20 protein-coding genes are annotated in these 24,206 nt (G+C 71.7%); 13 read left to right on the top strand and 7 right to left on the bottom strand.

What is annotated here, in order from left to right:
- Positions 1-7: 7 nt before the first annotated feature.
- From ACWGO8_RS15670 to ACWGO8_RS15620, 11 genes are all read left to right on the top strand, one after another.
- Positions 8-931 carry an LLM class F420-dependent oxidoreductase gene (locus ACWGO8_RS15670; protein WP_452044576.1) on the top strand — a complete coding sequence of 308 codons (924 nt, stop codon included), beginning with the start codon at positions 8-10 and terminating at the stop codon, positions 929-931.
- 246 nt (positions 932-1,177) lie between these two features.
- The gene (locus ACWGO8_RS15665) at positions 1,178-2,287 is read left to right on the top strand and encodes a polyprenyl synthetase family protein (RefSeq protein ID WP_452043949.1); all 1,110 of its coding nucleotides are present in this window, start codon (positions 1,178-1,180) and stop codon (positions 2,285-2,287) included.
- A 26-nt stretch (positions 2,288-2,313) separates the two neighbouring features.
- Positions 2,314-3,576: an inositol-3-phosphate synthase gene (locus tag ACWGO8_RS15660; protein ID WP_452043948.1), complete on the top strand. Its 1,263-nt coding sequence runs from the start codon at positions 2,314-2,316 to the stop codon at positions 3,574-3,576.
- Entirely contained in the window at positions 3,573-4,445 is an 873-nt protein-coding gene (locus ACWGO8_RS15655; RefSeq protein WP_452043947.1) for an SCO3242 family prenyltransferase, read from the top strand. The genes ACWGO8_RS15660 and ACWGO8_RS15655 overlap by 4 nt, the downstream gene beginning before the upstream one ends.
- Positions 4,442-5,371: a sugar phosphate isomerase/epimerase family protein gene (locus ACWGO8_RS15650; RefSeq protein WP_452043946.1), complete on the top strand. Its 930-nt coding sequence runs from the start codon at positions 4,442-4,444 to the stop codon at positions 5,369-5,371. Before ACWGO8_RS15655 ends, ACWGO8_RS15650 begins: the two co-directional genes overlap by 4 nt.
- On the top strand, positions 5,368-6,036 hold the full coding sequence (locus tag ACWGO8_RS15645) for an EboA domain-containing protein (RefSeq protein WP_452043945.1): 669 nt from the start codon (positions 5,368-5,370) through the stop codon (positions 6,034-6,036). Before ACWGO8_RS15650 ends, ACWGO8_RS15645 begins: the two co-directional genes overlap by 4 nt.
- A gap of 3 nt (positions 6,037-6,039) precedes the next feature.
- Complete coding sequence (locus tag ACWGO8_RS15640) at positions 6,040-6,930, top strand: TatD family hydrolase (RefSeq protein ID WP_452043944.1); 891 nt, start codon at positions 6,040-6,042, stop codon at positions 6,928-6,930.
- A complete protein-coding gene (gene eboE, locus ACWGO8_RS15635) occupies positions 6,930-8,153 on the top strand; it encodes a metabolite traffic protein EboE (protein ID WP_452043943.1) in 1,224 nt (407 codons plus the stop codon). The genes ACWGO8_RS15640 and eboE overlap by 1 nt, the downstream gene beginning before the upstream one ends.
- Positions 8,150-9,553, top strand: coding sequence for an alkaline phosphatase family protein (locus tag ACWGO8_RS15630; RefSeq protein WP_452043942.1), 1,404 nt, complete (start codon positions 8,150-8,152; stop codon positions 9,551-9,553). Before eboE ends, ACWGO8_RS15630 begins: the two co-directional genes overlap by 4 nt.
- Positions 9,550-10,140 carry an isopentenyl-diphosphate Delta-isomerase gene (gene idi, locus ACWGO8_RS15625; protein WP_452043941.1) on the top strand — a complete coding sequence of 197 codons (591 nt, stop codon included), beginning with the start codon at positions 9,550-9,552 and terminating at the stop codon, positions 10,138-10,140. Before ACWGO8_RS15630 ends, idi begins: the two co-directional genes overlap by 4 nt.
- A gap of 120 nt (positions 10,141-10,260) precedes the next feature.
- Positions 10,261-11,484, top strand: a complete 1,224-nt coding sequence (locus ACWGO8_RS15620; RefSeq protein WP_376955239.1) for an ROK family transcriptional regulator — start codon at positions 10,261-10,263, stop codon at positions 11,482-11,484.
- Between the two features lie 98 nt (positions 11,485-11,582).
- Here the strand turns inward: ACWGO8_RS15620 and ACWGO8_RS15615 are convergent, their stop codons facing one another.
- From ACWGO8_RS15615 to ACWGO8_RS15605, 3 genes are all read right to left on the bottom strand, one after another.
- Positions 11,583-12,584: a sugar phosphate isomerase/epimerase family protein gene (locus ACWGO8_RS15615; RefSeq protein WP_376955241.1), complete on the bottom strand. Its 1,002-nt coding sequence runs from the start codon at positions 12,582-12,584 to the stop codon at positions 11,583-11,585.
- 34 nt (positions 12,585-12,618) lie between these two features.
- A complete protein-coding gene (locus ACWGO8_RS15610; RefSeq protein ID WP_452043940.1) occupies positions 12,619-13,782 on the bottom strand; it encodes a Gfo/Idh/MocA family protein in 1,164 nt (387 codons plus the stop codon).
- 145 nt (positions 13,783-13,927) lie between these two features.
- A complete protein-coding gene (locus ACWGO8_RS15605) occupies positions 13,928-14,965 on the bottom strand; it encodes a substrate-binding domain-containing protein (RefSeq protein WP_376955243.1) in 1,038 nt (345 codons plus the stop codon).
- A gap of 281 nt (positions 14,966-15,246) precedes the next feature.
- On the opposite strand from ACWGO8_RS15605, the gene ACWGO8_RS15600 reads away from it, so the two are divergent.
- A complete protein-coding gene (locus tag ACWGO8_RS15600; RefSeq protein WP_452043939.1) occupies positions 15,247-16,767 on the top strand; it encodes a sugar ABC transporter ATP-binding protein in 1,521 nt (506 codons plus the stop codon).
- Positions 16,764-17,810, top strand: a complete 1,047-nt coding sequence (locus ACWGO8_RS15595) for an ABC transporter permease (RefSeq protein ID WP_452043938.1) — start codon at positions 16,764-16,766, stop codon at positions 17,808-17,810. Before ACWGO8_RS15600 ends, ACWGO8_RS15595 begins: the two co-directional genes overlap by 4 nt.
- Positions 17,811-18,389: 579 nt before the next feature.
- On the opposite strand, the gene ACWGO8_RS15590 is transcribed toward ACWGO8_RS15595, so the two are convergent.
- The 4 genes from ACWGO8_RS15590 to mgrA form a co-directional block, all read right to left on the bottom strand.
- Positions 18,390-21,164, bottom strand: a complete 2,775-nt coding sequence (locus tag ACWGO8_RS15590) for a PQQ-dependent sugar dehydrogenase (protein WP_452043937.1) — start codon at positions 21,162-21,164, stop codon at positions 18,390-18,392.
- Between the two features lie 108 nt (positions 21,165-21,272).
- Positions 21,273-22,430: a sugar phosphate isomerase/epimerase family protein gene (locus ACWGO8_RS15585; protein WP_452043936.1), complete on the bottom strand. Its 1,158-nt coding sequence runs from the start codon at positions 22,428-22,430 to the stop codon at positions 21,273-21,275.
- A gap of 292 nt (positions 22,431-22,722) precedes the next feature.
- Complete coding sequence (tatA, locus tag ACWGO8_RS15580) at positions 22,723-22,935, bottom strand: twin-arginine translocase TatA/TatE family subunit (RefSeq protein WP_452043935.1); 213 nt, start codon at positions 22,933-22,935, stop codon at positions 22,723-22,725.
- Between the two features lie 153 nt (positions 22,936-23,088).
- Positions 23,089-24,144, bottom strand: coding sequence for an L-glyceraldehyde 3-phosphate reductase (gene mgrA, locus ACWGO8_RS15575; protein WP_452043934.1), 1,056 nt, complete (start codon positions 24,142-24,144; stop codon positions 23,089-23,091).
- Positions 24,145-24,206: the final 62 nt, after the last annotated feature.

The raw sequence follows: 24,206 nt of genomic DNA, 5'->3' as shown, positions 1-24,206 counted from the left end.
GGCGCCGCTGGAGCTCTGCATCTTCACCGAGCCGCAGCAGGGCGCGAGCTACGACGACCAGCTCGCGCAGGCGCAGGCGACCGAGCGGCTCGGCTTCGACGGCTGGTTCCGTTCCGACCACTTCCTGGCGATGGGCGACACCGACCCGCTGCCGGGGCCGACGGATGCCTGGACCACCCTTGCCGGCCTGGCACGTGAGACCCGCGGCATCCGACTCGGCACCCTCGTGTCGTCCGCGACGTTCCGTCACCCGTCGCTCCTCGCGATCCAGGTCGCGCAGGTCGACGCCATGTCGGGCGGACGCGTGGAGCTCGGCCTCGGCACCGGCTGGTTCGCCGAGGAGCACGAGGCGTACGGCATCCCGTTCCCGGCCAAGCGGTTCGACCTGTTCGAGGAGCAGCTCGAGGTGATCACGGGGCTCTGGTCGACACCGGTCGGCGAGGGCTTCGACTTCCACGGCCGCCACTACACGCTCGACCGGGCGCCCGGACTGCCGAAGCCGGTGCAGCAGCAGGTGCCGATCATCGTCGGCGGCGCCGGGCCGCGACGCACTCCCGAGCTGGCGGCGCGGTTCGCGACCGAGTTCAACCTCGGGTTCCGCTCGGAGGACACGATCGCGGCGGTCTTCGACGGCGTCGGACGCGCCTGCGAGGACGCGGGTCGCGACCCAGCCACGCTCCGCCGGTCGGTCGCCCTGCCCACCGTGGTCGCGACCGACGACGCGGAGTACCTGCGCCGGCTCGCGGCGATCGGCGCCGACCCCGACACGTTCGCGGAGGTGAACATCGCCGGCACGCCCGAGGTCGCGGTCGAGAAGGTCCTGCGTCTGCGCGAGCTCGGTGCCGACCGGGTCTACCTCCAGCTCGTCGATCTCCGCGATCTCGACCATCTGGAGCTCATCGCCGCCGAGGTCGTGCCGCACCTGCGCTGACCCGAGCACGCCCCCAGGAACGAACCCCCCGATGAGGGGGGTTTTCCATTTCTGCGACCCAGCTTATGAGTGTTGGTCAACATATGTTCGATGATTGACAGTGCACTTTCGACGCCATAGTCTGCGGATCAGTACACATATCGACAGAACGGTTTCCGCGAAGCCCCTGTCGGTCGCTCTGACGCGAAGCCGCGACGGGATGCTCCGTCGCGCCCTCGCGCCCTGTCACCGTCGACGGAGGATCGCATGTCCCGTGCACCGGCAACCGCCCCCGCCGTCACGGCTGCGGTCGGCGCGGCGCTCGCCGCGCACGTGGAGCGGTTCATGGGCCAGGCGCCCCTGTTCACGGCCGAGCTCTGGGGCGAGGTGGGCCGCCGGTCGGCCGCGGCCGGCCCCGAGATGTCCGAGCTCGTCGACGCCGCTCGTGCCGCCGACGGCGGCAAGTTCGTGCGACCCCGGCTGGTCGCGACCGCCTTCTTCGGCCTGGGCGGCGACGACGAGGTGCTGCTCCGACGCGTGGCCGGTGCGCAGCAGCTCCTGCACCTCGGGCTGTGCATGCACGACGACGTCATCGACGGCGACCGCGTGCGGCACGGCCGGCCGAACGTCATCGGCCTCGGCGAGCGCGACGCCCATTCGGCCGGACTCGACGCGTCGGCCGCCGCACGCCAGGGCGCGGCATCCGGGATTCTCGCGGGCGACCTCGCGCTCAACGCCGCGGTCCTCGCACTCCTGACCGCTCCGACGCCCGTCGCCACCCGTGCACGGCTGGCCGAGACCGCCCTCGAGGCGGTCGAGCGCACCATCGCCGGCGAGCTCCTCGACGTGCGCTCCGAGCTCGTCGCGCCCGCCCGGTCGCAGCCGCTCCAGGTGGCGCTCCTCAAGACCGCCTCCTACAGCGTGACCCTCCCCCTCACCCTCGGCGCGATCGCCGCCGGCGCCGACGACGCGGCGACCCTCGGCGCGCTCGAGCGCGTCGGATCGGCGTTCGGCATCGCCTACCAGCTCAGCGACGACGACCTCGGCCTCTTCGGATCGCCGGCCATCACGGGCAAGTCCGCCATGTCCGACCTGCGCGACGGCAAGCGCACCGAGCACATCCGGCTCGCGCACGCCCGCGCGGCCGAGGGCGACCGCGACCTCATCGACGAGGTGCTCGGCCGGGCCGACGCGAACGAGCGGGATGCCGCTCGCGTCCGCGCCGTCGTCACCGCAACTGGTGCACGTGCCGCCGTGCACGACCTCATCGACCGGCACCTCGACCACGGCGTGCGCGTCGCGGCCGACGACCTGCCGCCCGCGCTCGCCGCGCACCTCGCCGACCTCGCCCGCACGCTTCGCACCCGCGAGCGCTGACCCCGATCCACGTAGGAGGAGACACCGTGACCATCACCCCCGACGAACTGCACGACACCGCGACGGATGCCGCGTGGACCCGAGGCCGGGTCGGCCTCTGGCTCATCGGCGCCCGCGGCTCCGTCGCCACCACCGCCGCTGTGGGCGTGCAGGCGCTCGCCGCGCGCATCGCGCCGCCCACCGGCTGCGCCACGGCTGGGCCCGGGTTCGCGGGCGTGCCGCTGCCCGCGTTCGACGAGATCGTGATCGGCGGCCACGACGTGAGCACGATGCCGATCGCGCGCCGCGCCGAGGCGCTCGCCGACGTGGGCATGCTCCCGGCCGGCGTGGTCGCGGAGGTGCACCGGGCGCTCGGCGCGATCGACGCCGAGATCCGCCCGGGCTACGACCCCGCCACCGACACCGGGTCGCAGGCCGACGCGGTCCGTCGCATGAGCGACGACATCACCGCGTTCCGCGCCCGCCACCGCCTCGCGCACGTCGTCGTCGTCGACGTGTCGTCCACGGAGGCGCTGCCCGAGGACCGGCCCGAGTTCCACGACCCCGAGCTGCTCGTGGCCGCGCTCGCGGATCCCGAGCAGCAGATCCTCCCGCCGAGCTCGGTCGCCGCGCTCGCCGCCGTGGAGTCGGGCAGCGCCTACGCCTGCTTCACGCCGTCGACGGGCCTCTGGCTCCCCGCCCTGCGCACCATCGCCGAGCGCCGCGGCATCCCGTACGCCGGCCAGGACGGCAAGACCGGCGAGACCCTCCTGCGCACCGTGCTCGCGCCCATGTTCACCGAGCGCGGCATGCACGTGCACTCGTGGGCGGGCACGAACCTGCTCGGCGGCGGGGACGGAGCGACGCTGGCCGACCCCGAGGCCGTGCGCAGCAAGCTCGTCTCGAAGAACCGCGGCCTGATCAGCCTCGTGGGCGACCACGTCGTCGCACCGCTGCACATCGACAACGTGCCCGACCTCGGCGACGTGAAGACGGCGTGGGACCACGTGCACGTCGAGGGCTTCCTCTCGACGCGCATCACGCTGCAGACCACGTGGAGCGCCTACGACTCCATGCTCGCCGCGCCCCTCGTCATCGACCTCGCGCGCCTCCTCTCCCTCGCCGATGCGGCCGGGCAGCACGGTGCACTCCCGGCCCTCGGCTTCTTCTTCAAGGACCCGTGGGGCAGCGACGTGCACGCGTTCGCCGACCAGGCGACCGCGCTGCGCTCGTGGGCGGCCGAGACCGGCCTCGCCGTCGCGGCGCCCTCGGTCTCCGCGGTCCCCGCGGGGATCGGCGGCGCACGGTGACGACCGTCCGTGACGTGCTCGAGCTCGTTCGGGCGCCCGCGGCGCTCACCGTGCTCGGGGACTCCGTGGTCGGCGCGCACGCGGCATCCGGCCGATTCGGACGACGCGGCTGGCTGCTGCCGCTCGCCTCGGCGGCGATCTACAGCGGCGGCATGGCGCTGAACGACTGGGCCGACCGCGACGTCGACGCCGTCGAGCGGCCCGAACGGCCCATCCCCTCGGGCCGCGTGCGCCCGAAGCAGGCGCTCGCGATCGCGGCGGCCTGCGGCGTGGCCGGCCTCGCGCTCGCGGCCGCGGGCGGCGGACGTCGCTCGCTGGCCGTGGCCGTGCCGCTCGTCGCGGCCGTGGTCGCCTACGACGTGGTGGCGAAGCCCACGGCCGCCGGCCCGCTGGTGATGGCGGCGTGCCGCGCCCTCGACGTGATGATGGGCGCGCGCGGCTCGTCGCGCGCGATCCCCGCCGCGCTCACGATCGGCACGCACACGGCCGGTGTCACGGCGCTCTCCCGCGGCGAGGTGCACGGCGGATCGGCCGCCGAGATCGGCACGGCCCTGGCCGCCACCGGCGCCGCGGCGGCCTCGATCGACGCCATCGCGCCCGCGGTGCAGACGCCGCTCGCACGCGCGGCCGGCGCTGCAGGCGCTGCAGGGTACCTCGCGTCCGCGCTCCCGAGCCAGCTCGCGGCCGCCGACGACCCGTCGCCCGTCCGCGTGCGCGACGCCACGCGCAGCGGCATCGGCTCGGTCGTGCCGCTCCAGGCGGCCCTCGTCGCCCGCAGCGGATCCCTCGTCGTCGCGCTCGGCATCGCCGCCCTCGACGGCACGCGCCGCCTCCTCATGGCGCGCCGACGCGCGGGAGACGTGACGTGAACCCGACCGAGCCCTTCGGCGCCGTCGCCGGTCCACTCGGAGCCCTCGAGGAACGCGTCGCGACGCGCGACGGGCCCGGCCTGCCGGGCGCCGTCTTCACGATCGGCTACGGCACGAACGGGTTCGCCGACCACGCACTCGACGATGCGGTGCTCGTGCTCGACCGGCTCGGCTACCGCGCGCTCGCGCTCACGCTGGGGCACCCGCACCTCGACCCGTTCTCGGCCGACGCCGACCGCGTCGCGGCCCGCCTGCGGCGCCGCCTCGACGACCTGGGCTGGCGCGTCGTCGTCGAGACGGGCGCGCGCTACACGCTCGATCCGTTCCGGAAGCACCGGCCCAACCTGCTCGACGACGACGCGAGCCTGCGCGAGGTGTTCCTCCGGCGCGCCGTCGACCTCGCCGCCGTGCTCGACGCGGAGTGCGTGTCGCTGTGGTCGGGCGTGCTGCCCGACGAGGTGTCGCCCGAGCAAGGCGGCGATCGGCTGCGCGAGCGGCTCGACGGCCTCGTGGCCCACGCCGCGGCATCCCGCGTCGACCTCGCACTCGAACCCGAGCCGGGCATGCTGGTCGAGACCGTCGCCGACGCGCTCAGCGTGCGTCGCGACCTCGGCGATCCGCCGGCGCTCGGGCTCACGGTCGACCTGGGGCACTGCGTGGTCGTCGAGCCCGACGGCGTGGTGGGCGCCCTCCGCGCGGCCGGACCGCTCCTGCGCAACGTGCAGGTGGACGACATGCTCCCCGGCGCGCACGAGCATCTCGAGCTCGGACGGGGCGAGCTCGACCTCGCCGCCGCGCTGCGCACCCTCGATGAGCTCGACTACGACGGGATCGCCGCGATCGAGCTCCCCCGGCACGCCCACGACGCGCCCGCCGTCGCGGCGCGCTGCATGACCGCACTCCACGACGCCTGGGAGGCACGATGAACGACGGATGGATCACCGAGGGCGTCGCGGCCGTGACCGCCGAGCCCGCACGCATCGCCGAGCTCTTCCCCGCAGCCGGACGGGCGGTGGGCCGAGAACCCGTCGACCCCGACGGCGATCCGCTCGGGCTGGTGCACGGCACCCTCGACGACCGGGCCCGCGAGGAACTCGTCGCCGCGCTGCTCGCGGCCCTCCCGCCCGAGGATGCGGCGCGCGAGCTCGGCGACCTCTACCGCTACGGCGACGACGCCGAGCGGCGCGGGGTGGTCCGCGGGCTGAGCGCCGCTGACCCCGATGCCGAGCCGATCGTGAACGCGGGCCTCGACCTCGTCGCCGACGCATTGCGCACGAACGACCCGCGCCTCGTCGCCGCCGCACTCGGGCCGTTCGGCGCGCGGCACCTCGACCAGCACGCCTGGCGGCACGGTGTGCTGAAGGTGCTGTTCATGGGCATCCCGCTCGAGGCGATCGCCGACGTCGACCGGCGCCGCGACGACGAGCTGACGCGCATGGCCGCCGGCCTCGTGGCCGAGCGCCGCGCGGCATCCCGCGACATCAGCGACGACATGTCGCGCCTCGCAGGCGGCAGCGTCCAGACCACCGCCGACCGCACCCCCGCCCTCGACCACACGACGACCGCCCACGACCCCGAGCAGGAGGACTGACCCGTGCGCATCTTCGACCCGCACATCCACATGACGTCGCGCACCACGAACGACTACACGGCGATGTACGACGCCGGCGTGCGCGCGGTCGTCGAGCCCTCGTTCTGGCTCGGGCAGCCGCGCACCAACGTCGGCAGCTTCGCGGACTACTTCGACGCGCTCATCGGCTGGGAGCGGTTCCGGGCGGCGCAGTACGGCATCCGCCATCACGCCACGATCGGCCTGAATCCCAAGGAGGCGAACGACCCGCGCTGCCGCGAGGTGCTCGACCTGCTCCCCCGCTACCTCGGGAAGGACGGCGTCGTCGCGGTCGGCGAGACCGGCTACGACTCGATGACGGCCGCCGAGGACGAGGCGTTCGCCGCGCAGCTCGAGCTCGCCGACCGCTTCGGACTCCCGGCGCTCGTGCACACCCCGCATCGGGACAAGGCCGCGGGCACGATCCGCACGCTCGATGTCGTCCGCGAGTCGGGCCTCGCGCCCGAGCGCGTCGTCGTCGACCACCTCAACGAGATGACCGTGCGCGCCGTCGCCGAGAGCGGCTGCTGGATGGGCTTCTCCATCTACCCCGACACGAAGATGGACGAGCGCCGGTTCGTCGCGATCCTCCAGGAGTACGGCACCGAGCGGATGCTGGCGAACAGCGCCGCGGACTGGGGCCACTCCGACCCGCTGAAGACGCGCGCCACCGCGGAGGCGATGCTCCAGGCCGGGTTCACCCTCGACGACGTCGACGTGGTGCTCTGGCAGAACCCCGTCGCCTTCTACGGGCAGAGCGGCTGGCTCAACCTCGACCCGGTGCCGGGCTTCGAGGCGGATGCCGCGGACGTCGCATTCGCCGCAGCGGGTGCCACGTTCGAGGGCAACTCGGTGCTGCGGGGGGTGCGCGCCTGATGGAGCTCTCGTACTGCACCAACGTGCACCCCGCCGAGGACCTCGAGGGCGTCCTCGCCCAGCTCGACGCGTACGCAGGACCCGCCCGTCGCGCCGCCGGGCTCGAGCGGCTCGGCGTCGGCCTGTGGCTGCCGGCCGACCTCGCCCGTCGGCTCGTCGCCGACCCCGAGGGCCGCGACCGGCTGCGCGCCGGGCTCGAGGCCAACGGCCTCGAGGTGCGCACGATCAACGCCTTCCCCTACGCGGCGTTCCACGCCGAGGTCGTGAAGCTCGACGTCTACCGGCCCGACTGGACCGACCGGCGCCGCGCCGACTACACGCTGGACTGCGCGGCCGTACTCGCCGAGCTGCTGCCGCCCGGCGGGTCGGGCAGCATCTCGACGCTGCCGCTCGGCTGGCGCACGCCCTGGACCGCCGACGACGACGCGCGCGCGACCGCAGCGCTGCGCCGGGTCTCGAACGGGCTCCGCGACCTGCGCGATCGCACGGGCCGCACGATCCGCCTCGCGATCGAGCCCGAGCCGGGCTGCGTGCTCGACACCGTGGCCGACGTCGTCCGCTGGCTCGCCCCGCGCCTGCGCGCGCCCGCATCCGACGCCGAGGCGGATGCCGCGGCCGACCGCCGCGCCCACGGCATCGATCCCGAGCACGTCGGCATCTGCCTCGACACCTGCCACCTCGCGGTCTCGTTCGCCGACCCGGCCGCGACCGTGCGGCTCGTGGAGTCGGCCGGCATCCGCATCGTGAAGGTGCAGGCCTCGGCGGCGCTCCACGTCGAGGATCCCGCCGACCCGGCGAGCCGGGAGGCGGTCGCCGCGTTCGTCGAGCAGCGCTACCTGCACCAGACCCGCGAGCTCGGCCCCGACGGCGCCGTGACGCCCGTCGACGACCTGCCCGACGCGCTCGAGGACCTCCCCGGCGACGGCCCCTGGCGGGTGCACTTCCACGTGCCCCTGCACCTCGCCCCGACGCTTCCGCTGCTGGCGAGCACCGACGTGCTGCGCGATGCCGTGGCGGCGGTGCGGGCGACGGCGCACGGCGACGAGGCGCACCTCGACATCGAGACGTACACGTGGTCGGTGCTGCCCGGCGGCGTCGACGACCTCGTCGACGGCATCGCCGCCGAGCTGCGCTGGGCGGTCGAGGAACTGCTCACCGCCGACGAGGCGGCCGCCGTGGCATCCGCTCGCACCCCAGCGGCCCTCGAGGAGGTGGCCTCGTGACCCGGGTGCTCCTGCTCGACGTCGTCGGCCTCACCGAGCGCGCCCTCGCGCACATGCCGCGCCTCCGGGCGATGGCGGCCGGCGGCGTGCAGGCCCGCCTCGGCACCGTGCTGCCCGCCGTCACGTGCAGCGTGCAGTCCACGATGCTCACCGGGCTCGCGCCGGCGCAGCACGGCATCGTCGGCAACGGCTGGTACCTGCGCGACATCGGCGAGGTGAACCTCTGGCGGCAGCACAACGCGCTCGTCGGCGGCGAGAAGGTCTGGGAGTCCGCGCGCCGCGCCGAGCCCGGCTTCACGGCCGCGAACGTCGGCTGGTGGTACGCGATGGGCGCGAGCACCGACATCACGGTGACGCCGCGCCCGATCTACCACGCCGACGGACGCAAGTCGCCCGACGCCTACACGCGGCCGCCCGCGCTGCACGACCGGCTCACCGAGGAGCTCGGCACGTTCCCCCTGTTCCACTACTGGGGCCCGACGGCGTCGATCCGCTCCAGCCGGTGGATCGTCGAGGCCACGCGCATCCTCCTGCGCGAGCAGGGCTCCGACCTCGTCATGGCGTACCTGCCGCACCTCGACTACGACCTGCAGCGCTTCGGGCCCGACTCCCCCGAAGCCGACCGCGCCGCCGCCGAGCTGGATGCCGCACTCGCGCCGCTCCTCGACGACGCGCTGACGCTCGGGGCATCCGTCATCGCGGTCGCCGAGTACGGCATCGCCCGAGCCGATCGACCCGTCGACGTCAATCGGATGCTCCGCGCCGAGGGCCTCCTCGAGGTGCACGAGCAGCAGGGGCGCGAACTCCTCGACCCGCTCACCTCCCGGGCGTTCGCCGTCGCCGACCACCAGGTCGCCCACGTCTACGTGGCGGACCCGGCCGACGTGCCACGCGTGCGCGACCTGCTCGAGCAGCTGCCCGGCGTCGACGAGGTGCTCGACCGCGAGCAGCAGGCCCGCTACGGCCTCGACCACGAACGGTCGGGCGAGCTCGTCGCGGTCGCGGAGCCCGGGGCCTGGTTCACCTACTACTACTGGCTCGACGACGACCGGGCGCCCGACTTCGCGCGCTGCGTCGAGATCCACCGCAAGCCGGGGTACGACCCGGCCGAGCTCTTCCTCGACCCCTCCGACCCGCTCGTGAAGGTGCGCGCCGGCATGAACCTCGTGCGCAAGAAGCTCGGGCTGCGGTACGCGATGAACGTGATCCCGCTGGATCCGTCGTGCGTGCGCGGCACCCACGGCCGGCTGCCCGACTCGGCCGACGACACGCCGCTGCTCCTCAGCTCCGACGCGTCGCTGCCGTTCTGGGATGCCGCGCCCGACCTCGTGCCGGCCGCCGGCGTGCGCGACCTCGTGCTGCAGGCGGCGCGCGTGACCGGGGCGGCGGTCCCACGGTGAGCGGGAGGGCCAGTGCGGACGTCGAGCTCGTCGTGCTGCTCGACGACGCGGGATCGCCCGTCGGCACGGCCGACAAGCGCCTCGTGCACGGCCCCGACACCCCGCTGCACCTCGCGTTCTCGTGCTACGGCTTCGACGCCGACGGCCGGATGCTCCTGACCCGTCGCTCCCTCGCCAAGCGGACCTGGCCCGGCGTCTGGACGAACGCGTGCTGCGGACATCCGACTCCGGGCGAAGACCTCGAGGACGCCGTGGTGCGTCGCGTGCGCCGGGAGCTCGGTGTCGAGCCGCGCGACCTCCGGCTCGTGCTGCCCGAGTTCCGCTATCGCGCGGTGGCCCCCGACGGCACGGTCGAGCACGAGGTGTGCCCGGTCTTCGTCGCGGAGCTGCCGACGATGCTCGCTCCCGATCCCGACGAGGTCCTCGAGTGGGCCTGGGTGGCGCCGACGGCCTTCCTCGAGCTCGCGGAGACCGCGCCGTTCCTCCTCAGCCCGTGGAGCGTGCTGCAGGCGGCCGAGTTCCGCCGTGGGAGCGCGCTCACGATGTCCGATCCGGCAACCGCCTTCCGAGAACCTGTCGGCCACTGACCCTCGAGCGCCGGTCATTCCTCGACCAGCTCACCGGACTCGCGGAACCTCGGCGGAAATCGCCGAGACATCCGAGTCTGGTGCTCGATCTTCGACCCTCGAACGTGAGAGTATATGACTATGAACGACGTAAGTCCCCCGGTCGACGACGCACACGTCACCGCCCTCGGATCCTCGGTCGCGAGCGACCTCTTCCAGATCCTGCGAGACGGCCGACCGCGCACCCGAACCGAGCTCTCGGCCATGACCGGACTCGCCCGGTCGACGGTCGCGCTCCGCATCGACGCGCTCATGAACCTCGGGCTGGTCGGCCCGGTCGGCGACGCCGTCTCCACGGGCGGTCGCCCCTCGAGCCAGTTCGCGATCACGGCCAGCGGCCGTGTCGTGCTCGGCGTCGACGTCGGCGCCTCGCACGTGCGCCTCGCCGTGAGCGACCTCACCGGCCGCATCCTCGGCGAGAGCGACGATCGCATCCCGGTCTCCGACGGCCCAGAGGCCGTCCTGAGCTGGGTCTCCACTGCGGCGAAGGAACTCCTCGCCCGCGTCGGCCGCGACGAGCGCGACCTCCTCGCGATCGGCATCGGGCTGCCCGGTCCGGTCGAGCACAGCACCGGCCGACCCATCAACCCGCCCATCATGCCCGGCTGGGACCGCTTCGACGTGCCCGGCTGGTTCAGCGACGTCTTCGACGCGCCCGTGCTCGTCGACAACGACGTGAACATCATGGCGCTCGGCGAGCGCGAGCTGTCGTGGGCCGAGGTCGACCACCTCATCTTCGTGAAGGTCGCCACCGGCATCGGCTCCGGCGTCATCTCGGGCGGCATCCTCCAGCGCGGCGCCCAGGGCACCGCCGGCGACATCGGCCACGTCTACGTCGCGCGCGGCGCCGACGTGCCCTGCACCTGCGGCAACCGCGGATGCCTCGAGGCCCTCGCCTCGGGCCCCGCCATCGCCCGCGAGCTCCGCGAGACCGGCCTCGTGGCCGAGTCCAGCCAGGACGTCGTCGACCTCGTCAAGCGCGGCAACATCGACGCCATCCAGTCGGTGCGCCAGGCCGGCCGCGACATCGGCGAGGTGCTCACCACGTGCGTGAGCCTCATCAACCCCTCGGTCATCGTCATCGGCGGCAACCTCGCGCAGGCGGGCGAGCACCTCATCGCCGGGGTTCGCGAGATCGTCTACACGCGCTCCATGCCGCTCGCGACCGAGCACCTGCAGATCACACAGTCGAAGGCCGGGTCGGATGCCGCGGTGCTCGGCGCCTGCATGCTCGCGATCCACCACGCCCTCTCCCCTGAGAGCGTCGAGGCGATGGTCGTGGGCGCACCCATCCCCGCACGGTAGCGACGCCTCCGCGGCATCCGCTGCGCAAGCGAAGAGGCCCCGGTCGATGCGACCGGGGCCTCTTCGGTTGGCGGCGCCCGTCGGCGCCGAGTCGGCGGTTACTTCGTGCTGAACGCGGCGTCGAACGCGGCGTCGGGCGCGTCGAACGCGAGTCGGCGCACGAACTCGAGCGCCTCGGGCGCGCCGACCAGGCGGTCCATGCCGGCATCCTCCCACTCGACCGAGATGGGGCCCTGGTAGCCGATCGTGTTGAGCATGCGGAACGCGTCCTCCCACGGCACGTCGCCGTGGCCGGTCGAGATGAAGTCCCACCCGCGGCGGGCGTCGGCCCACGCGAGGTGCGAACCGAGGCGACCGTTGCGGCCGTTCACCATGCGCTTGCGCGTGTCCTTGCAGTCCACGTGGTAGATTCGGTCCTGGAAGTCCCAGAGGAAGCCCACCGGGTCGAGGTCCTGCCACACCATGTGCGACGGGTCCCAGTTGAGGCCGAACGCCTCGCGGTGCCCGATCGCCTCGAGCGTGCGCACGGTCGTCCAGTAGTCGTACGCGATCTCTGACGGGTGCACCTCGTGCGCGAACCGCACGCCGACCTCGTCGAAGACGTCGAGGATGGGGTTCCAGCGGTCGGCGAAGTCCTGGTAGCCCGCGTCGATGAGCTCCTGCGACACCGGCGGGAACATGGCCACGTACTTCCAGATCGCCGAACCGGTGAAGCCCACGACGGTCTTCACGCCGAGCTTCGCCGCGAGTCGGGCGGTGTGCTGCATCTCCTCCGCGGCGCGCTGGCGCACGCCCTCGGGTTCGCCATCGCCCCACACGCGCGCCGACAGGATGTCGCGGTGCCGTGAGTCGATCGGGTCGTCGCAGACGGCCTGGCCCTTGAGGTGGTTCGAGATCGCCCACACCTTCAGGCCGTACCGGTCGAGCAGCGCCAGCCGGTCCTCGATGTACGCGTCGTCGTCCCAGCGCCACGGGTCGAGGTGGTCGCCCCAGCAGGCGATCTCGAGTCCGTCGTAGCCCCACTCCGAGGCGAGGCGCGCGACCTCCTCGAGCGGTAGGTCGGCCCACTGGCCGGTGAACAAGGTGATGGGTCTGGTCACGGAATCCTCCTCGATGCGATGTGACGATATGTGGTCAGCCGACGTTCGTCCAGACGCCGCGCTCGCTCGAGCTGCGCTCGACGGCGCCGAGCACGCGCTGCACGTGCAGTCCGTCGGCGAACGAGGGCTCGGGCTGCACGCCGGCGGCGATCGCCTCGACGAAGTCCTTCGCCTGGTGGCTGAATCCGTGCTCGTAGCCGAGCATGTGCCCGGCGGGCCACCATGCGCCCACGTAGGGGTGCTCGGGCTCGGTCACGAGGATCTTCGTGAAGCCCTGGCGGTCGGTCGGCGCGGCGCCGTCGTAGACGTGCAGCGCGTTCATGTCCTCGAGGTCGAAGGCGATCGCGCCGTTCGAACCCGAGACCTCGATGCGCAGGGCGTTCTTGCGGCCGGTGCTCATGCGCGAGGCGACGTAGGAGCCGAGCGCTCCCCCGTCGAAGCGGCCGGTGAAGAGGGCGACGTCGTCGACGGTCACGGTGCCGACGCCCGCGCCGGCGGTGCCCGAGAGGCCCGAGCCCGACTCGAGCAGCGGACGCTCCTTCACGACGGTCTCGATGGTGCCGGCCACGTCGACGAGGCGCTGACCGGTGATGAACTGGGACAGGTCGATGGCGTGCGCGCCGATGTCCCCGAGCGCGCCCGAACCGGCGTGCTCCTTCTGCAGGCGCCACGCGAGCGGGGCCGTCTCGTCGACGAGCCAGTCCTGCAGGTATTCGGCCTTCACCTGGCGGATGTCGCCGATACCGCCGCCGGTCACGATCTGGCGTGCGAGGGCGACCGCGGGAACGCGGCGGTAGGTGAAGCCGACCATGGCGTACACGCCGCGGGACGCGGCCTCCGCTGCGGCCTCGGCCATCGCCTCGGCCTCCTCGACGGTGTTCGCGAGCGGCTTCTCGCACAGCACGTGCTTGCCGGCCGCGAGCGCGGCGATCGCGATCTCGGCGTGCGAGTCGCCGGGCGTGACGATGTCGACCACGTCGATGTCGTCGCGGTCGAGCACCTCGCGCCAGTCGTTCGCGGTCTCGGACCAGCCCCACTTCGCTGCGGCGGATGCCACGGAGCCGCCGTTGCGCCCCACGAGGAGCGTCATCTCGGGCGTGGCGGGCAAGTCGAAGAAGCGCGGAGCGACCCTCCATCCCTGCGAATGGGCGGCACCCATGAATCCGTAGCCGATCATGGCTACCCGCAACGTGCTCATCGTTCTCTCTCTCGTCCCTGTCGAGGGGTGGGTCGTGGGACGCCCGCGTCGCGAGCGCGACGCGGGCGTCCGATTCGTCGTGCGGCTGCCCCGGTGAGCGGGCGGACCCTGTCCAGGCGGGCGTCGCCCGCTCACCGGCCGCTGATCAGGATGCGAACGCGGTCGGGAGGTACTCGTCCACGTTCTCGGCCGTCACGACGGGTGCGTAGAGCACGATGCGCGTCGGCACGTCCTGCTCCACGAGGTCGCCCAGCGACTTGCCCTGCGCCACGAGTCGCGCGAGCGCGATGCCGTCGGCGCCCTGCGTCGACGGGTAGATGACCGTCGCCTCGAGCACCGAGTCGCCGGACTTGATCTGGTCCATCGCGTTCTTCGAGCCGGCGCCGCCGACCATGAAGAACTCGTCACGGCCCGCTGCGTCGATCGCGGCGAGGACGCCGACACCCTGGTCGTCGTCGTGGTTCCAGATGGCGTCGATCTTCGGCGCGGCGGCCAGCAGCTGCGAGGCGGCAGCCTCGCCGCCCTGCACCGTGAAGTCCGCGGCGACGCGGTTGCTGACCTCGAGGCCGCAGTCGTCGAGCGCGTCGGCGAAGCCGCGCGAGCGGTCCTGCGTGAGGGGCAGCGAGTCGATGCCGGCGATCTCCGCGACGACCGCGTCGGGGTTGTCGCCGAGCTTCTCGCAGATGTAGGTGCCGGCGCTGACGCCCATGCCGTAGTTGTCGCCCAGGACGGTGACGCGGGCGGCGAACGGGCTCGAGAACTCGCGGTCGACGTTGATCACCGGGATGCCGGCCTCCATGGCCTTGATCGCGACCTCGGTGAGCGCCGCGCCGTCGGTCGGCAGCAGCACGATGGCGTCGACGCCGTCGTTGATGAAGGTCTCGACCTGGCTGATCTGCAGGTTCGCGTCGTTCGTGCCCTCGGCCACGACGAGCTCGACGTCGTCGTACTTCTCCGCCTCGGCGATGGCCGCCGAGTTGATCGCGCCGAGCCAGCCGTGGTCGGCGGCCGGGCCCGAGAACCCGATGCGGACCGTGTCGCCGGACTCCGAGTTGTTGGCGTTGTTGGTCGGACCGGCGTTGGTGTCGTCGGTCGAGGCGGTGCAGCCGGTCACGAGGCCCGTGACCGCCAGCATGACGCCTGCCGCGGCCACAAGGTGCCGACGGGAGTGCGCTGTGCGCATGTGCTTCCTCCGTTTCAGTGATTCGCAGACATGCCGGCGGAGACGCGGAGCGCGCGTACCCGGGGAGGGGATCGGCAGCTGCTGTCCACGCTGACAATCGTCACCGTAGCATAAGTGCACGCTCGGTTGTCACCTTTTTATCGTGACTCGTCGTAAGTCGTGACCGACCCGTGATCCCGGTACTTCTCCACGCGCGCGCGCATGCACGCGTATACGTTTGGGGATGACGCTCGTCCTGGCATGGGTAGTCGTCGCAGCCCGTCATCTGTTATGTTCATCGCATGATCAAAGGTGATAACACTGCGTCATTACTCGAGATGCGCGGGATCACGAAGGAGTTCTCCGGCGTCCGAGCGCTCTCCGGCGTGGACCTCGAGGTGGTCGCAGGCGAGGTGCACTGCGTGCTCGGCCAGAACGGTGCGGGCAAGTCGACCCTCATCAAGGTGCTCGCCGGCGCGCACCAGCCCGACGGCGGCGAGATCCTGTGGCAGGGCGAGTCCGTGCAGATCGACAACCCGGTCGCGGCCATCGACCTGGGCATCGCGACGATGTACCAGGAGCTCGACGTCGTCGACGGACTGAGCATCGCCGAGAACATCTACCTCGGCCACGAGCTCGCCACGGGCGGGGTGCTGCACCGCGGCCAGGCCGCGAAGCACACGCGCGCGCTGCTCGCGCGACTCGGCCACGGCAACCTCTCCCCCCACCGCGAGGTCGGCACGCTCTCGGCCGCCAACAAGCAGATCGTCAGCATGGCGCGCGCCCTCTCGCACGACGCCAAGCTGATCATCATGGACGAGCCGAGCGCCGTGCTCGACTCCGAGGAGGTCAAGAACCTCTTCCGCGTCGTCCGCGAGCTGACGGCCCAGGGCATCGCGATCATCTACATCTCGCACCGGCTCGAGGAGATCCGCCAGATCGGCGACCGGATCACCGTCATCAAGGACGGAAAGAGCATGGCGACGGGCCTCAAGGTCTCCGAGACCCCGACTCCCGAGCTCATCCGCCTGATGACGGGCCGTTCGGTCGAGAACGTGTTCCCGGCACGCCGGCCGCTCCCCGCCGATGCACCCGTCGTGCTCGGGGTCGACGACCTCGGCCTCAAGGGCGAGTTCTCGGAGGTCTCGTTCGACGTTCGCGCCGGCGAGGTCGTCGGCCTCGCGGGGCTCGTGGGATCCGGTCGCTCCGAGATCCTCGAGACCATCTACGGCGCCCGCAAGGCCACGTCGGGCTCGGTCTCGGTCGCGGGCAGGCGACTCAAGGCCGGATCCGTGAACGCGGCGGTCGAGGCCGGCGTCGGACTCTCCCCCGAGGAGCGCAAGAGCCAGGGCCTCATCCTCGAGGAGCCCATCTTCAAGAACGTGACGCTGGCCACCTTCGCCCGCTTCGCACGCGCGTCGTTCCTCGACGAGCGCCGCGAGCGCTCGGTGACCCGCGAGCAGATCGAGGCGCTGGAGCTGCGACCCGCTGATCCCGACCGCATCACCGGCACGCTGTCGGGCGGCAACCAGCAGAAGATCCTCCTCGGCCGCTGGCTCGTGCACGGCACCCGCGTGCTGCTGCTCGACGAGCCCACCCGCGGCGTCGACGTCGGCGCCCGCGCCGAGATCTACGCCCTCATCCGTCGCCTCGCCGACGCCGGCAACGCCATCGTCGTCGTCTCGAGCGAGATCGAGGAGGTGCTCGGCCTCTCCGACCGCGTCCTCGTCATCGCCGACGGACGCGTCCTGCACACCACCCCCGCCACCGACATCGACGAGCACGGCGTGCTCGATCTCATCATGGAAGGAGTCGCCGCGTGAGCGACCAGACCACCGCCCCCGCCGCCGCGGAAGCGACGACCGAAGCCCCGAAATCCGACGAGAGCCTCGCGCGACGCCTCCTGGGCGGCGCGGTGGGCCGCAACCTCGGCCTCGTCATCGCACTGCTGCTGCTCGTCGCCGTCGGCGCGATCACCGCGGGCGACCGCTTCTGGAACTTCGAGAACTTCCTGACGATCATCCGCTTCGCCTCGATCATCGGCGTCATCAGCATCGGCATGACGTTCGTGATCACGGCGGGCGGCATCGACCTCTCCGTCGGATCGGTCATGGGCCTCGCGACCGTCGTCGCGTCGTTGTCGTGGGTGCAGGCGGCCGCCGACCAGACGAGCTGGCTGCTCATGGTCGCCGTCGCCCTCGCGGTCGGCGCCGGAGCCGGCCTCATCAACGGCATCGTGATCGCCTACGGCAAGGTGGTGCCGTTCATGGCGACACTCGCAATGCTCGTCGGCGCCCGCGGACTCGCCGAACTCCTGTCGAACAAGACGACCCAGATCGTCACCGTCAACGGGTTCCTCGACTTCTTCCGCGGCTCCTTCCTCGGCATCTCGTGGCTCATCTGGATCTTCGTGATCGTCGCCGTCGTCGGCTGGTTCCTGCTCAACCGCACGACCTTCGGTCGCCGCACGGTCGCGATCGGCGGCAACTTCGAGGCCACGCGCCTCGCCGGCATCCGCGTCAAGCGCCACCTCGTCGCTCTCTACGTGCTCGTGGGCCTCACCGCGGGCATCGCCGCGGTCATGATGCTCGGCCGCACCACGGCCGGCACGTCGACGCACGGCCTCCTGTACGAGCTCGACGCGATCGCCGCGGTGGTCGTCGGCGGCACGCTCCTCGTGGGCGGTCGCGGCACCATCGTCGGTACCGTGCTCGGCGTCCTGATCTTCTCGACGCTGACGAACGTGTTCACGCAGAACAACCTCTCCACGTCGGTCCAGGCCGTCGTGAAGGGCGTCATCATCGTGGTCGCGGTGCTCCTGCAGCAGCGCTTCGCCTCGCGCCCCGGCGGTCGCAGCACGAGCTGACGCGCACCGCTCAGAACGACCCGATGCTCCCCGGCGACTCGCCGGGGAGCATCGTCGTGTGCGCGGGATGCATCCCTGATCGATGCATCTGCGGACCTCCGTCGGGAGCCGCCCACCGCGGGACTCCCCCGGAGACGAATGCGTCCCGGGTCGCACCCGTAACGTGCGACCCGGGACAGTGCAGCACCCCTCTACCAAGAAAGGAGCAGCCCCGTCAGCCTAGGCCACACCGGGCCGACGTTCCTCCCCCAGCACGGGGGTGGCGGGGTACACGAGGGCGAGCGGATGCCGCATCGACGCGTCGAATCGACCGGCCCGACGTGCGCTCGCCGGTCCGACGGCTCCGACCCGGCGCCGCCGGGCACCACGCCGGCGATGCGCGACGCCGCCGACCGGATCGGGGTACACCGCTCGGCATCCCGACTCAGCCCGATGCTCGGCCCGCAGACACCGCAACGCAGCATCCGGGGCGCACACGAACGGGCCCCGGTTCCGGGCGCCCGGCAAAGGGCCCCGGATCCGGGCGCACGAGAACGGGCCCCGGTTCCGAGGAACCGGGGCCCGTCCGTCGGGCGGGGCTTATGCCGTCAGCTGCTTGAGGTCGGCGATCACCGCCTGGGCGGCGCGGATCACCAGGGCGGCCGCGTCGGCGTCGGTGCGGATCCGGTTGGGGACCTGCTTGACGATGAACTCGAGCTTGCTGATCGCCAGGGTGGTGTTCCCGGCGGCCAGTGCCGCGTCGATCTCGGCCAGCGTGTCACCGAACGACTGCTTCGCGCCGTTGGTGATGCGCCCGTCGGCCTTGAGTTCGGCGAGCAGCGAACGGATGTCGCTCGTCGACGTGGTGAACGCCAGCTGGTCGAGTTCGACACCACCCGTGCTCGTCACGTAGAGCCGGTCGGTGCCCTCGGGCACCTCGAGCAGCGGCGAGGAGATCTCCTTCCACGCGCCGCTGGTGTTCGCGACGTCGATGGTCAGGAAGGCGTCGGCGTCGGCCGCGCCCCAGCGGAGCGAGAGGGTGCCGGTGCCGATGGCGCGAGCCTCGACGCCCGTGATCCCGATGAGGTTCACCGGGTCGTAGGCGATCCAGTCGCCCGCGTCGAACGACACCACCTTGCGAACGCCGTGCGCGGTCGTGTCGTCGACGACCTCGATGCCGCTGCGCGCGTCGGCGTGCTCCGCCTGCAGTTCACGCGGGTTGAGCAGCGTCACCGCATCGCCCAGGAGTGCCGGCGCGGTCGCGGTGCCGGCGTCGGTGTACGAGGCGCCGATCACACCGTAGATGTTCTCGGTCTCACCGTGCCCTGCCTCGGACTGCGTCTCGATGGTGGCGGTGCATCCGCTGCCCGTGAAGAGCGGGTGCGCGTGCGTGTTGTCGTGGCCCAGGCCGTAGCTCCACAGCACTCGGCTGCAGTCGATCGTCTCCTCGGGGTCGGTGACCTTCACCTCGAAGGCGACCTTGTCGCCCCAGTCGGTGAACGAGCCGTTCTCGGGGGTGATGATCTCGACGATCGGGGCGGTGTTGCCCACCGTGATGACGACGGAGGTCAGGCTGACCCGGCCGCCGCTGTCGGTCACGCGCACGCGGGCCGTGTACTGCCCGTCCGTGGTGTACGTGTGGCTGATCTGGGCGGGGCCGTCGGTGAACGTCCCGGTGCCCTCGAGGTCCCAGGCGAAGCTGAGCGCGAGGTCGTCGGGGTGCGTGCTGCCGGCGGCCGAGAAGTCGACCGCGAGCGGGCCGTGGCCCGACGTGACCGAGGCCGTGAGGTCGGCGCGCGGACCCTTCGTGCCCACGGTGTAGTCGACCCGGTAGAGACCCGCGTCGGGGTTCGGCCGGAAGAAGCCGTCGCCGTAGTCGAGCACGTAGAGCGAGCCGTCGGGACCGAACTCGAAGTCGATGACGTTGTCCCAGACCGGCATGCCGGCCGCGGTGAGCGCCGAGTTGGGCAGGAAGTCCTGGATCCTCGTCACCTCGCCGTCGGGGTCGTCCTGCGAGAACGCGAAGACGCGGTCACGCGAGAACTCCGCCATGAATGCCTTGCCGTCCCAGTACTCGGGGAACTTCGTCGCCGACTCGTTCTCCTCGTCGTAGCGGTAGGTCGGGCCGCCCATGGGCGCCTGGCCGCCGCTGCCGAACTCGGGCCACGGCTGGTGCGTCGGCTGGTCGCCGTACCAGAGCTGCGGAGCGGTCGCCGGAGGCAGCTGCTGCAAGCCCGTGTTGTAGGGCGACGGGTTCACCGGCGCCGTGCAGTCGTACCAGTTGCGCACCGTGAGGGTCTCGTAGTCCCAGTTGCTGTAGTTCGCGTTGGGACCATGGCAGAGGGGCCAGCCGCCGTTCACGGGAACGGTGGTCGACTGCCATTCGACGTAGCCCATCGGGCCGCGGTCCACGTTCGCCGTGCCCGCGTCGGGGCCGTAGTCGCCCCACGTGACCGCGTTCGTCACCGGGTCGTAGTCGATCCGGAACGGGTTGCGCACGCCCATCACGAAGATCTCGGGGCGTGTGCCTGCGGTGCCGGGCGCGAACAGGTTGCCGGCCGGGATCGTGTACGAGCCGTCGTCCTGCACGTCGACCCGGAGGATCTTGCCGCGCAGGTCGTTCGTGTTGCCGGCCCCGCGACGTGCGTCGAAGCCGGGGTTGAAGCCGGCCCGGTCGTTCATCGGCGCGTAGCCGTTGGCACCGGGCGCGCTCGCGGGTGTGTTGTCACCCGTGGAGAGCAGCACGTTGCCGTCCTTGTCGAAGGCGACGTCACCGGCGACGTGGCAGCACTGTCCGCGGTTCACCTCGACCTTGATGATGACCTGCTCGGTCGCGAGGTCGAGCGAGCTCGTCGCGGCGTTCCACTTGAAGCGGCTGAGCTGGTTGTAGCCCTTCCACTGGTTCCAGTAGCTCGCGTCGGCGCCCGCGGGCAGCGAGTTCGGCGCCGAGCCGGTGGGCGTCGTGGCGGGATACGGCGCCGTCATGGTGCGCGGCGCGTAGTAGAGGTAGACCCAGCCGTTCTCCTCGAAGTCGGGGTCGAGGGTGATCGTCTGGAGGCCGTCCTCCGAGTTGGCGTAGACGTCGACGGTGTTGACCACCGTGGTCGTGCCTTGGGACGGGTCGGTCAGGCGCACCTGGCCGCCGCGCGTCGTGTGCAGCACGCGCGAGTCGGGCAGCACGGCCAGGTCGATGGGCTCACCGACGTCCTTCGTCAGGGTGACCTTCTCGTAGTTGGCCCAGGTGGTGGCGGCGATCTCGTCGCCGTGATCGTCGCCGTCATGGGCGAAGGCGGTGGCGGGGCTCATCGCGAGCGCCGTCACCGCCAGAAGTCCGCTGAGCGCGAGCGCGCCCAGGCGGAACCGGGGTGTGGACATGGATGTCTCCTTGGTAGAGGGGTGTGGTGGTGGTGCGGATGCCCCGGGGCCGGGGTTACGGTCCGGCCCCGGGGTTCCACGCGACGCGTCGCGTGGTCATCGACTCGGTCAGCCGCGGAGGCGCGCCATCCCGTCGTAGGCCACCTGCGCGAACTGCAGGGACTGGCCGGGGTTGGCGGCGCCGCCGGGTGCCGTGTCCTGCTCCCACATCGGGTTGTGGTAGCCCTTGGCGCCCATACGCTGGAAGAACGTCGTGTAGTCGATGTCTCCCTGGCCGAACGGAACCATGTCGTAGCCGTTCGCGGTGGCCGGGTTGCTCTTGCCGTCCTTGGCGTGGAAGAGCGGGAACCGCTGGGTCTGGGCGGCGACCAGCCCGGCCGGGTCGAAGATGTTCGTCACGGCCGTGCCGTCGGGCGCGGTGAACACCTTGTGCTTGAACTGCGCGACGTGCGCCCAGTAGATGTCCATCTCCAGGTACACGTAGTTCGGGTCGGTGTTCGCCAGGAACCACTCGAGACGGCGGACGCCGCTCGAACGGGTCGGACGGCCGGCCGCGTCGTTCGGGCCGCTGTCGAGCAGGAAGCTGTACGCCACGTCGTGGTTGTGCGTGTACAGCTTCAGCCCGTGGGTCGCCGCACGAGCGCCGAGGATGTTCCAGCGGTCGGCCGCGGCCTGCCAGTCGGCGAGGTAGGCGCTGCCGGTCGGGTCGCTGCCCGTGCCGATGTGCCCGAAGCCGAGGATGTTCGCGATCTCGCAGGCGGCGTCGAACTGCGCCAGCGTGGCGTCGGTGATCGACCCGGGGATCGAGCCGTGGTTGCCCTCGGCCTCGAGTCCGTTGTCGTCGAGCCACTTGCGCATCAGCTGGGCACCGGCGACGTTGTTGACGTTGCCGCCCTCGGCGTTCGCGTGCTGGCCGTAGCCGGCGAACTCGATCTGCTTGTACCCGATGCGCGACAGCTCCTGGAACACCTCCTTGAAGCCCGACGCCAGGTCGGTCGTGTTCGGGTCGCGGCTGATCGCGTCGCGAACGGTGTACAGGATGATGCCCCGCTTCCCGGGCGGGATGAGGACGCCGTTGCTGCCGGGGGCGGCCTTGGCGGCACCGGCCGCCTGGGCGAGGGCCTGGGCGGGGCTCCCGCCGATCGCCGCCGCACCGAGGGCAGCCGCCGCGGCCATGCCCGTCGTCGCCGCGAGCAGCTGGCGCCGGGACAGGCCGAGGCTGCGCCCCAGCTGCGGATCGTCGGATCGATCGATCAGATCGCTCATGATGCTCCTTTGCACTGATGTGTTGGGGGGTGCAGCCGCGGCCCGAGTGATCGAGCCCCGATTGCCTTCGACGCCGTCCAGTTCGCACCGGCCGAGCGCCTCACGTGAACCGAGCGGATCACGCTTTTTCGGACACTACGGCATTTGTTCGGAGGCGGTCAAGCAAAAGACGAGTCTCCGGTTTTGACTTTTGAATCGTTGTCGTCATAAGTGAGGACACGCCTCGCTGACGCCGGGCACGCCGCAGTCCCGGAGGCCGAAACGGACCTCCGGGATGACGGTGGGGGACGGCTCAGGCGGCCGCGTCGGCGTCCTTGACCACGGGCTGGGCGACGGTCGCCTGCGGGCTCGCCGGCTTCTCGCCCTCGTCGCGTATCTCGGTCTTGAGGATGCGCATGGACTGGCCCAGGCTGCGCGCCAGCGCAGGGATCTTGGGGGCTCCGAACAGCAGCAGGATCACGACCACGACGATCAGGGCGTGCCACCCGTTGAGATTGGCGAACATGGGTCTCCTCCGTACTCCATCGTGCGAAACGCGACTCCGTCGCTGCGTTTACAGCTTATGCACAGCGGTCGCCATATGTCCATCGGCGCGCATGGATCGGCACTCCCGATCGTGCCTCGTTCACGGGGCAATCGGAGCCGAAATGACCCTCGATCAGGGGCGGAGCACCGGCAGCGGGCCGCCCTCGCGAGGCTCGGCCCACAGGTCGACGCCCTCGGTCGTGCGCGCGAACGCGTCGATCTCGGCGAGCTCCGCGGCGGCGAAGTCGAGGCGGTCGAGCGCCGCCACGTTCTGCTCGAGCTGCGCGACGCGACTCACGCCGAGCACCAGGCTCGTGACCCGCTCGTCGCGGAGCGCCCAGGCGAGCGCGAGCTGCGGCAGGGACTGGCCGCGGCGCTCCGCGATGGCCGTGAGCCCCCTGAGGCGTTCCACGAGCTCCTCGGTGATGACCTCCGAATCGAGCGATCCGTCGGTCGACGCACGCGAGCCCTCTGGCACCCCCTCGTGGTACTTGCCGGAGAGCAGGCCCTGGGCGAGCGCAGTGAAGCCGATGATGCCGAAGCCGTGGTCGCCCGCGGCATCCACGAGACCATCGGTCTCGATCCAGCGGTTGAGCATCGAGTACGAGGGCTGGTGGATCGCCAGGGGCACGCCGCGCTCCGCGAGGAGCTCGTGCATGCGACGCGTGTCGGCCGCCGAGTACGACGAGACGCCCACGTAGAGCGCCTTGCCGTGCTCGACGATCGACGCCAGGGCGCCCGCGGTCTCCTCCATGGGCGTCTCGGGGTCGGGTCGGTGGTGGTAGAAGAGGTCGACGTAGTCGAGCCCGAGGCGTCGCAGCGAGGCATCCAGCGATGCGGTGACGTACTTGCGGCTGCCGCCCACGCCGTAGGGCCCCGGCCACATGTCCCAGCCGGCCTTGGTCGAGACGACGAGCTCGTCGCGATACGGCGCGAGGTCGGTCGCGAGCACGCGGCCGAAGTTCGCCTCGGCCGAGCCGTACGGCGGGCCGTAGTTGTTCGCGAGGTCGAAGTGCGTGATCCCGAGGTCGAAGGCCCGGCGCACGATCTCGCGTTGCGCGTCGAGGGGCCGGTCATCGCCGAAGTTCTGCCACAGCCCGAGCGAGAGCACCGGCAGCTTGAGTCCGGATGCCCCGACGCGCCGGTAGGGCATGCGGTCGTAGCGGGCGGGGTCGGCGGTGTACGTCATCGTCCAGGGCTCCTTCGGCGGTGCGGCGGTCGCGCCACCGGCAGGCTACCTCCCCCGTCCGT

Source organism: Agromyces sp. NPDC055661 (assembly GCF_053618135.1).
The sequence above is the reverse complement of the archived record's forward strand: the minus strand, read 5'-3'. Positions and strand labels throughout refer to the sequence as shown.

Coding starts and splice junctions, on each gene's coding strand:
- ACWGO8_RS15610 (WP_452043940.1), bottom strand. CDS start 13,782: ATGAGCACGTTGCGGGTAGCCATGATCGGCTACGGATTCATGGGTGCC.
- ACWGO8_RS15590 (WP_452043937.1), bottom strand. CDS start 21,164: ATGTCCACACCCCGGTTCCGCCTGGGCGCGCTCGCGCTCAGCGGACTT.
- ACWGO8_RS15605 (WP_376955243.1), bottom strand. CDS start 14,965: ATGCGCACAGCGCACTCCCGTCGGCACCTTGTGGCCGCGGCAGGCGTC.
- ACWGO8_RS15665 (WP_452043949.1), top strand. CDS start 1,178: ATGTCCCGTGCACCGGCAACCGCCCCCGCCGTCACGGCTGCGGTCGGC.
- mgrA (WP_452043934.1), bottom strand. CDS start 24,144: ATGACGTACACCGCCGACCCCGCCCGCTACGACCGCATGCCCTACCGG.
- ACWGO8_RS15585 (WP_452043936.1), bottom strand. CDS start 22,430: ATGAGCGATCTGATCGATCGATCCGACGATCCGCAGCTGGGGCGCAGC.
- ACWGO8_RS15600 (WP_452043939.1), top strand. CDS start 15,247: ATGATCAAAGGTGATAACACTGCGTCATTACTCGAGATGCGCGGGATC.
- tatA (WP_452043935.1), bottom strand. CDS start 22,935: ATGTTCGCCAATCTCAACGGGTGGCACGCCCTGATCGTCGTGGTCGTG.
- ACWGO8_RS15645 (WP_452043945.1), top strand. CDS start 5,368: ATGAACGACGGATGGATCACCGAGGGCGTCGCGGCCGTGACCGCCGAG.
- ACWGO8_RS15620 (WP_376955239.1), top strand. CDS start 10,261: ATGAACGACGTAAGTCCCCCGGTCGACGACGCACACGTCACCGCCCTC.
- eboE (WP_452043943.1), top strand. CDS start 6,930: ATGGAGCTCTCGTACTGCACCAACGTGCACCCCGCCGAGGACCTCGAG.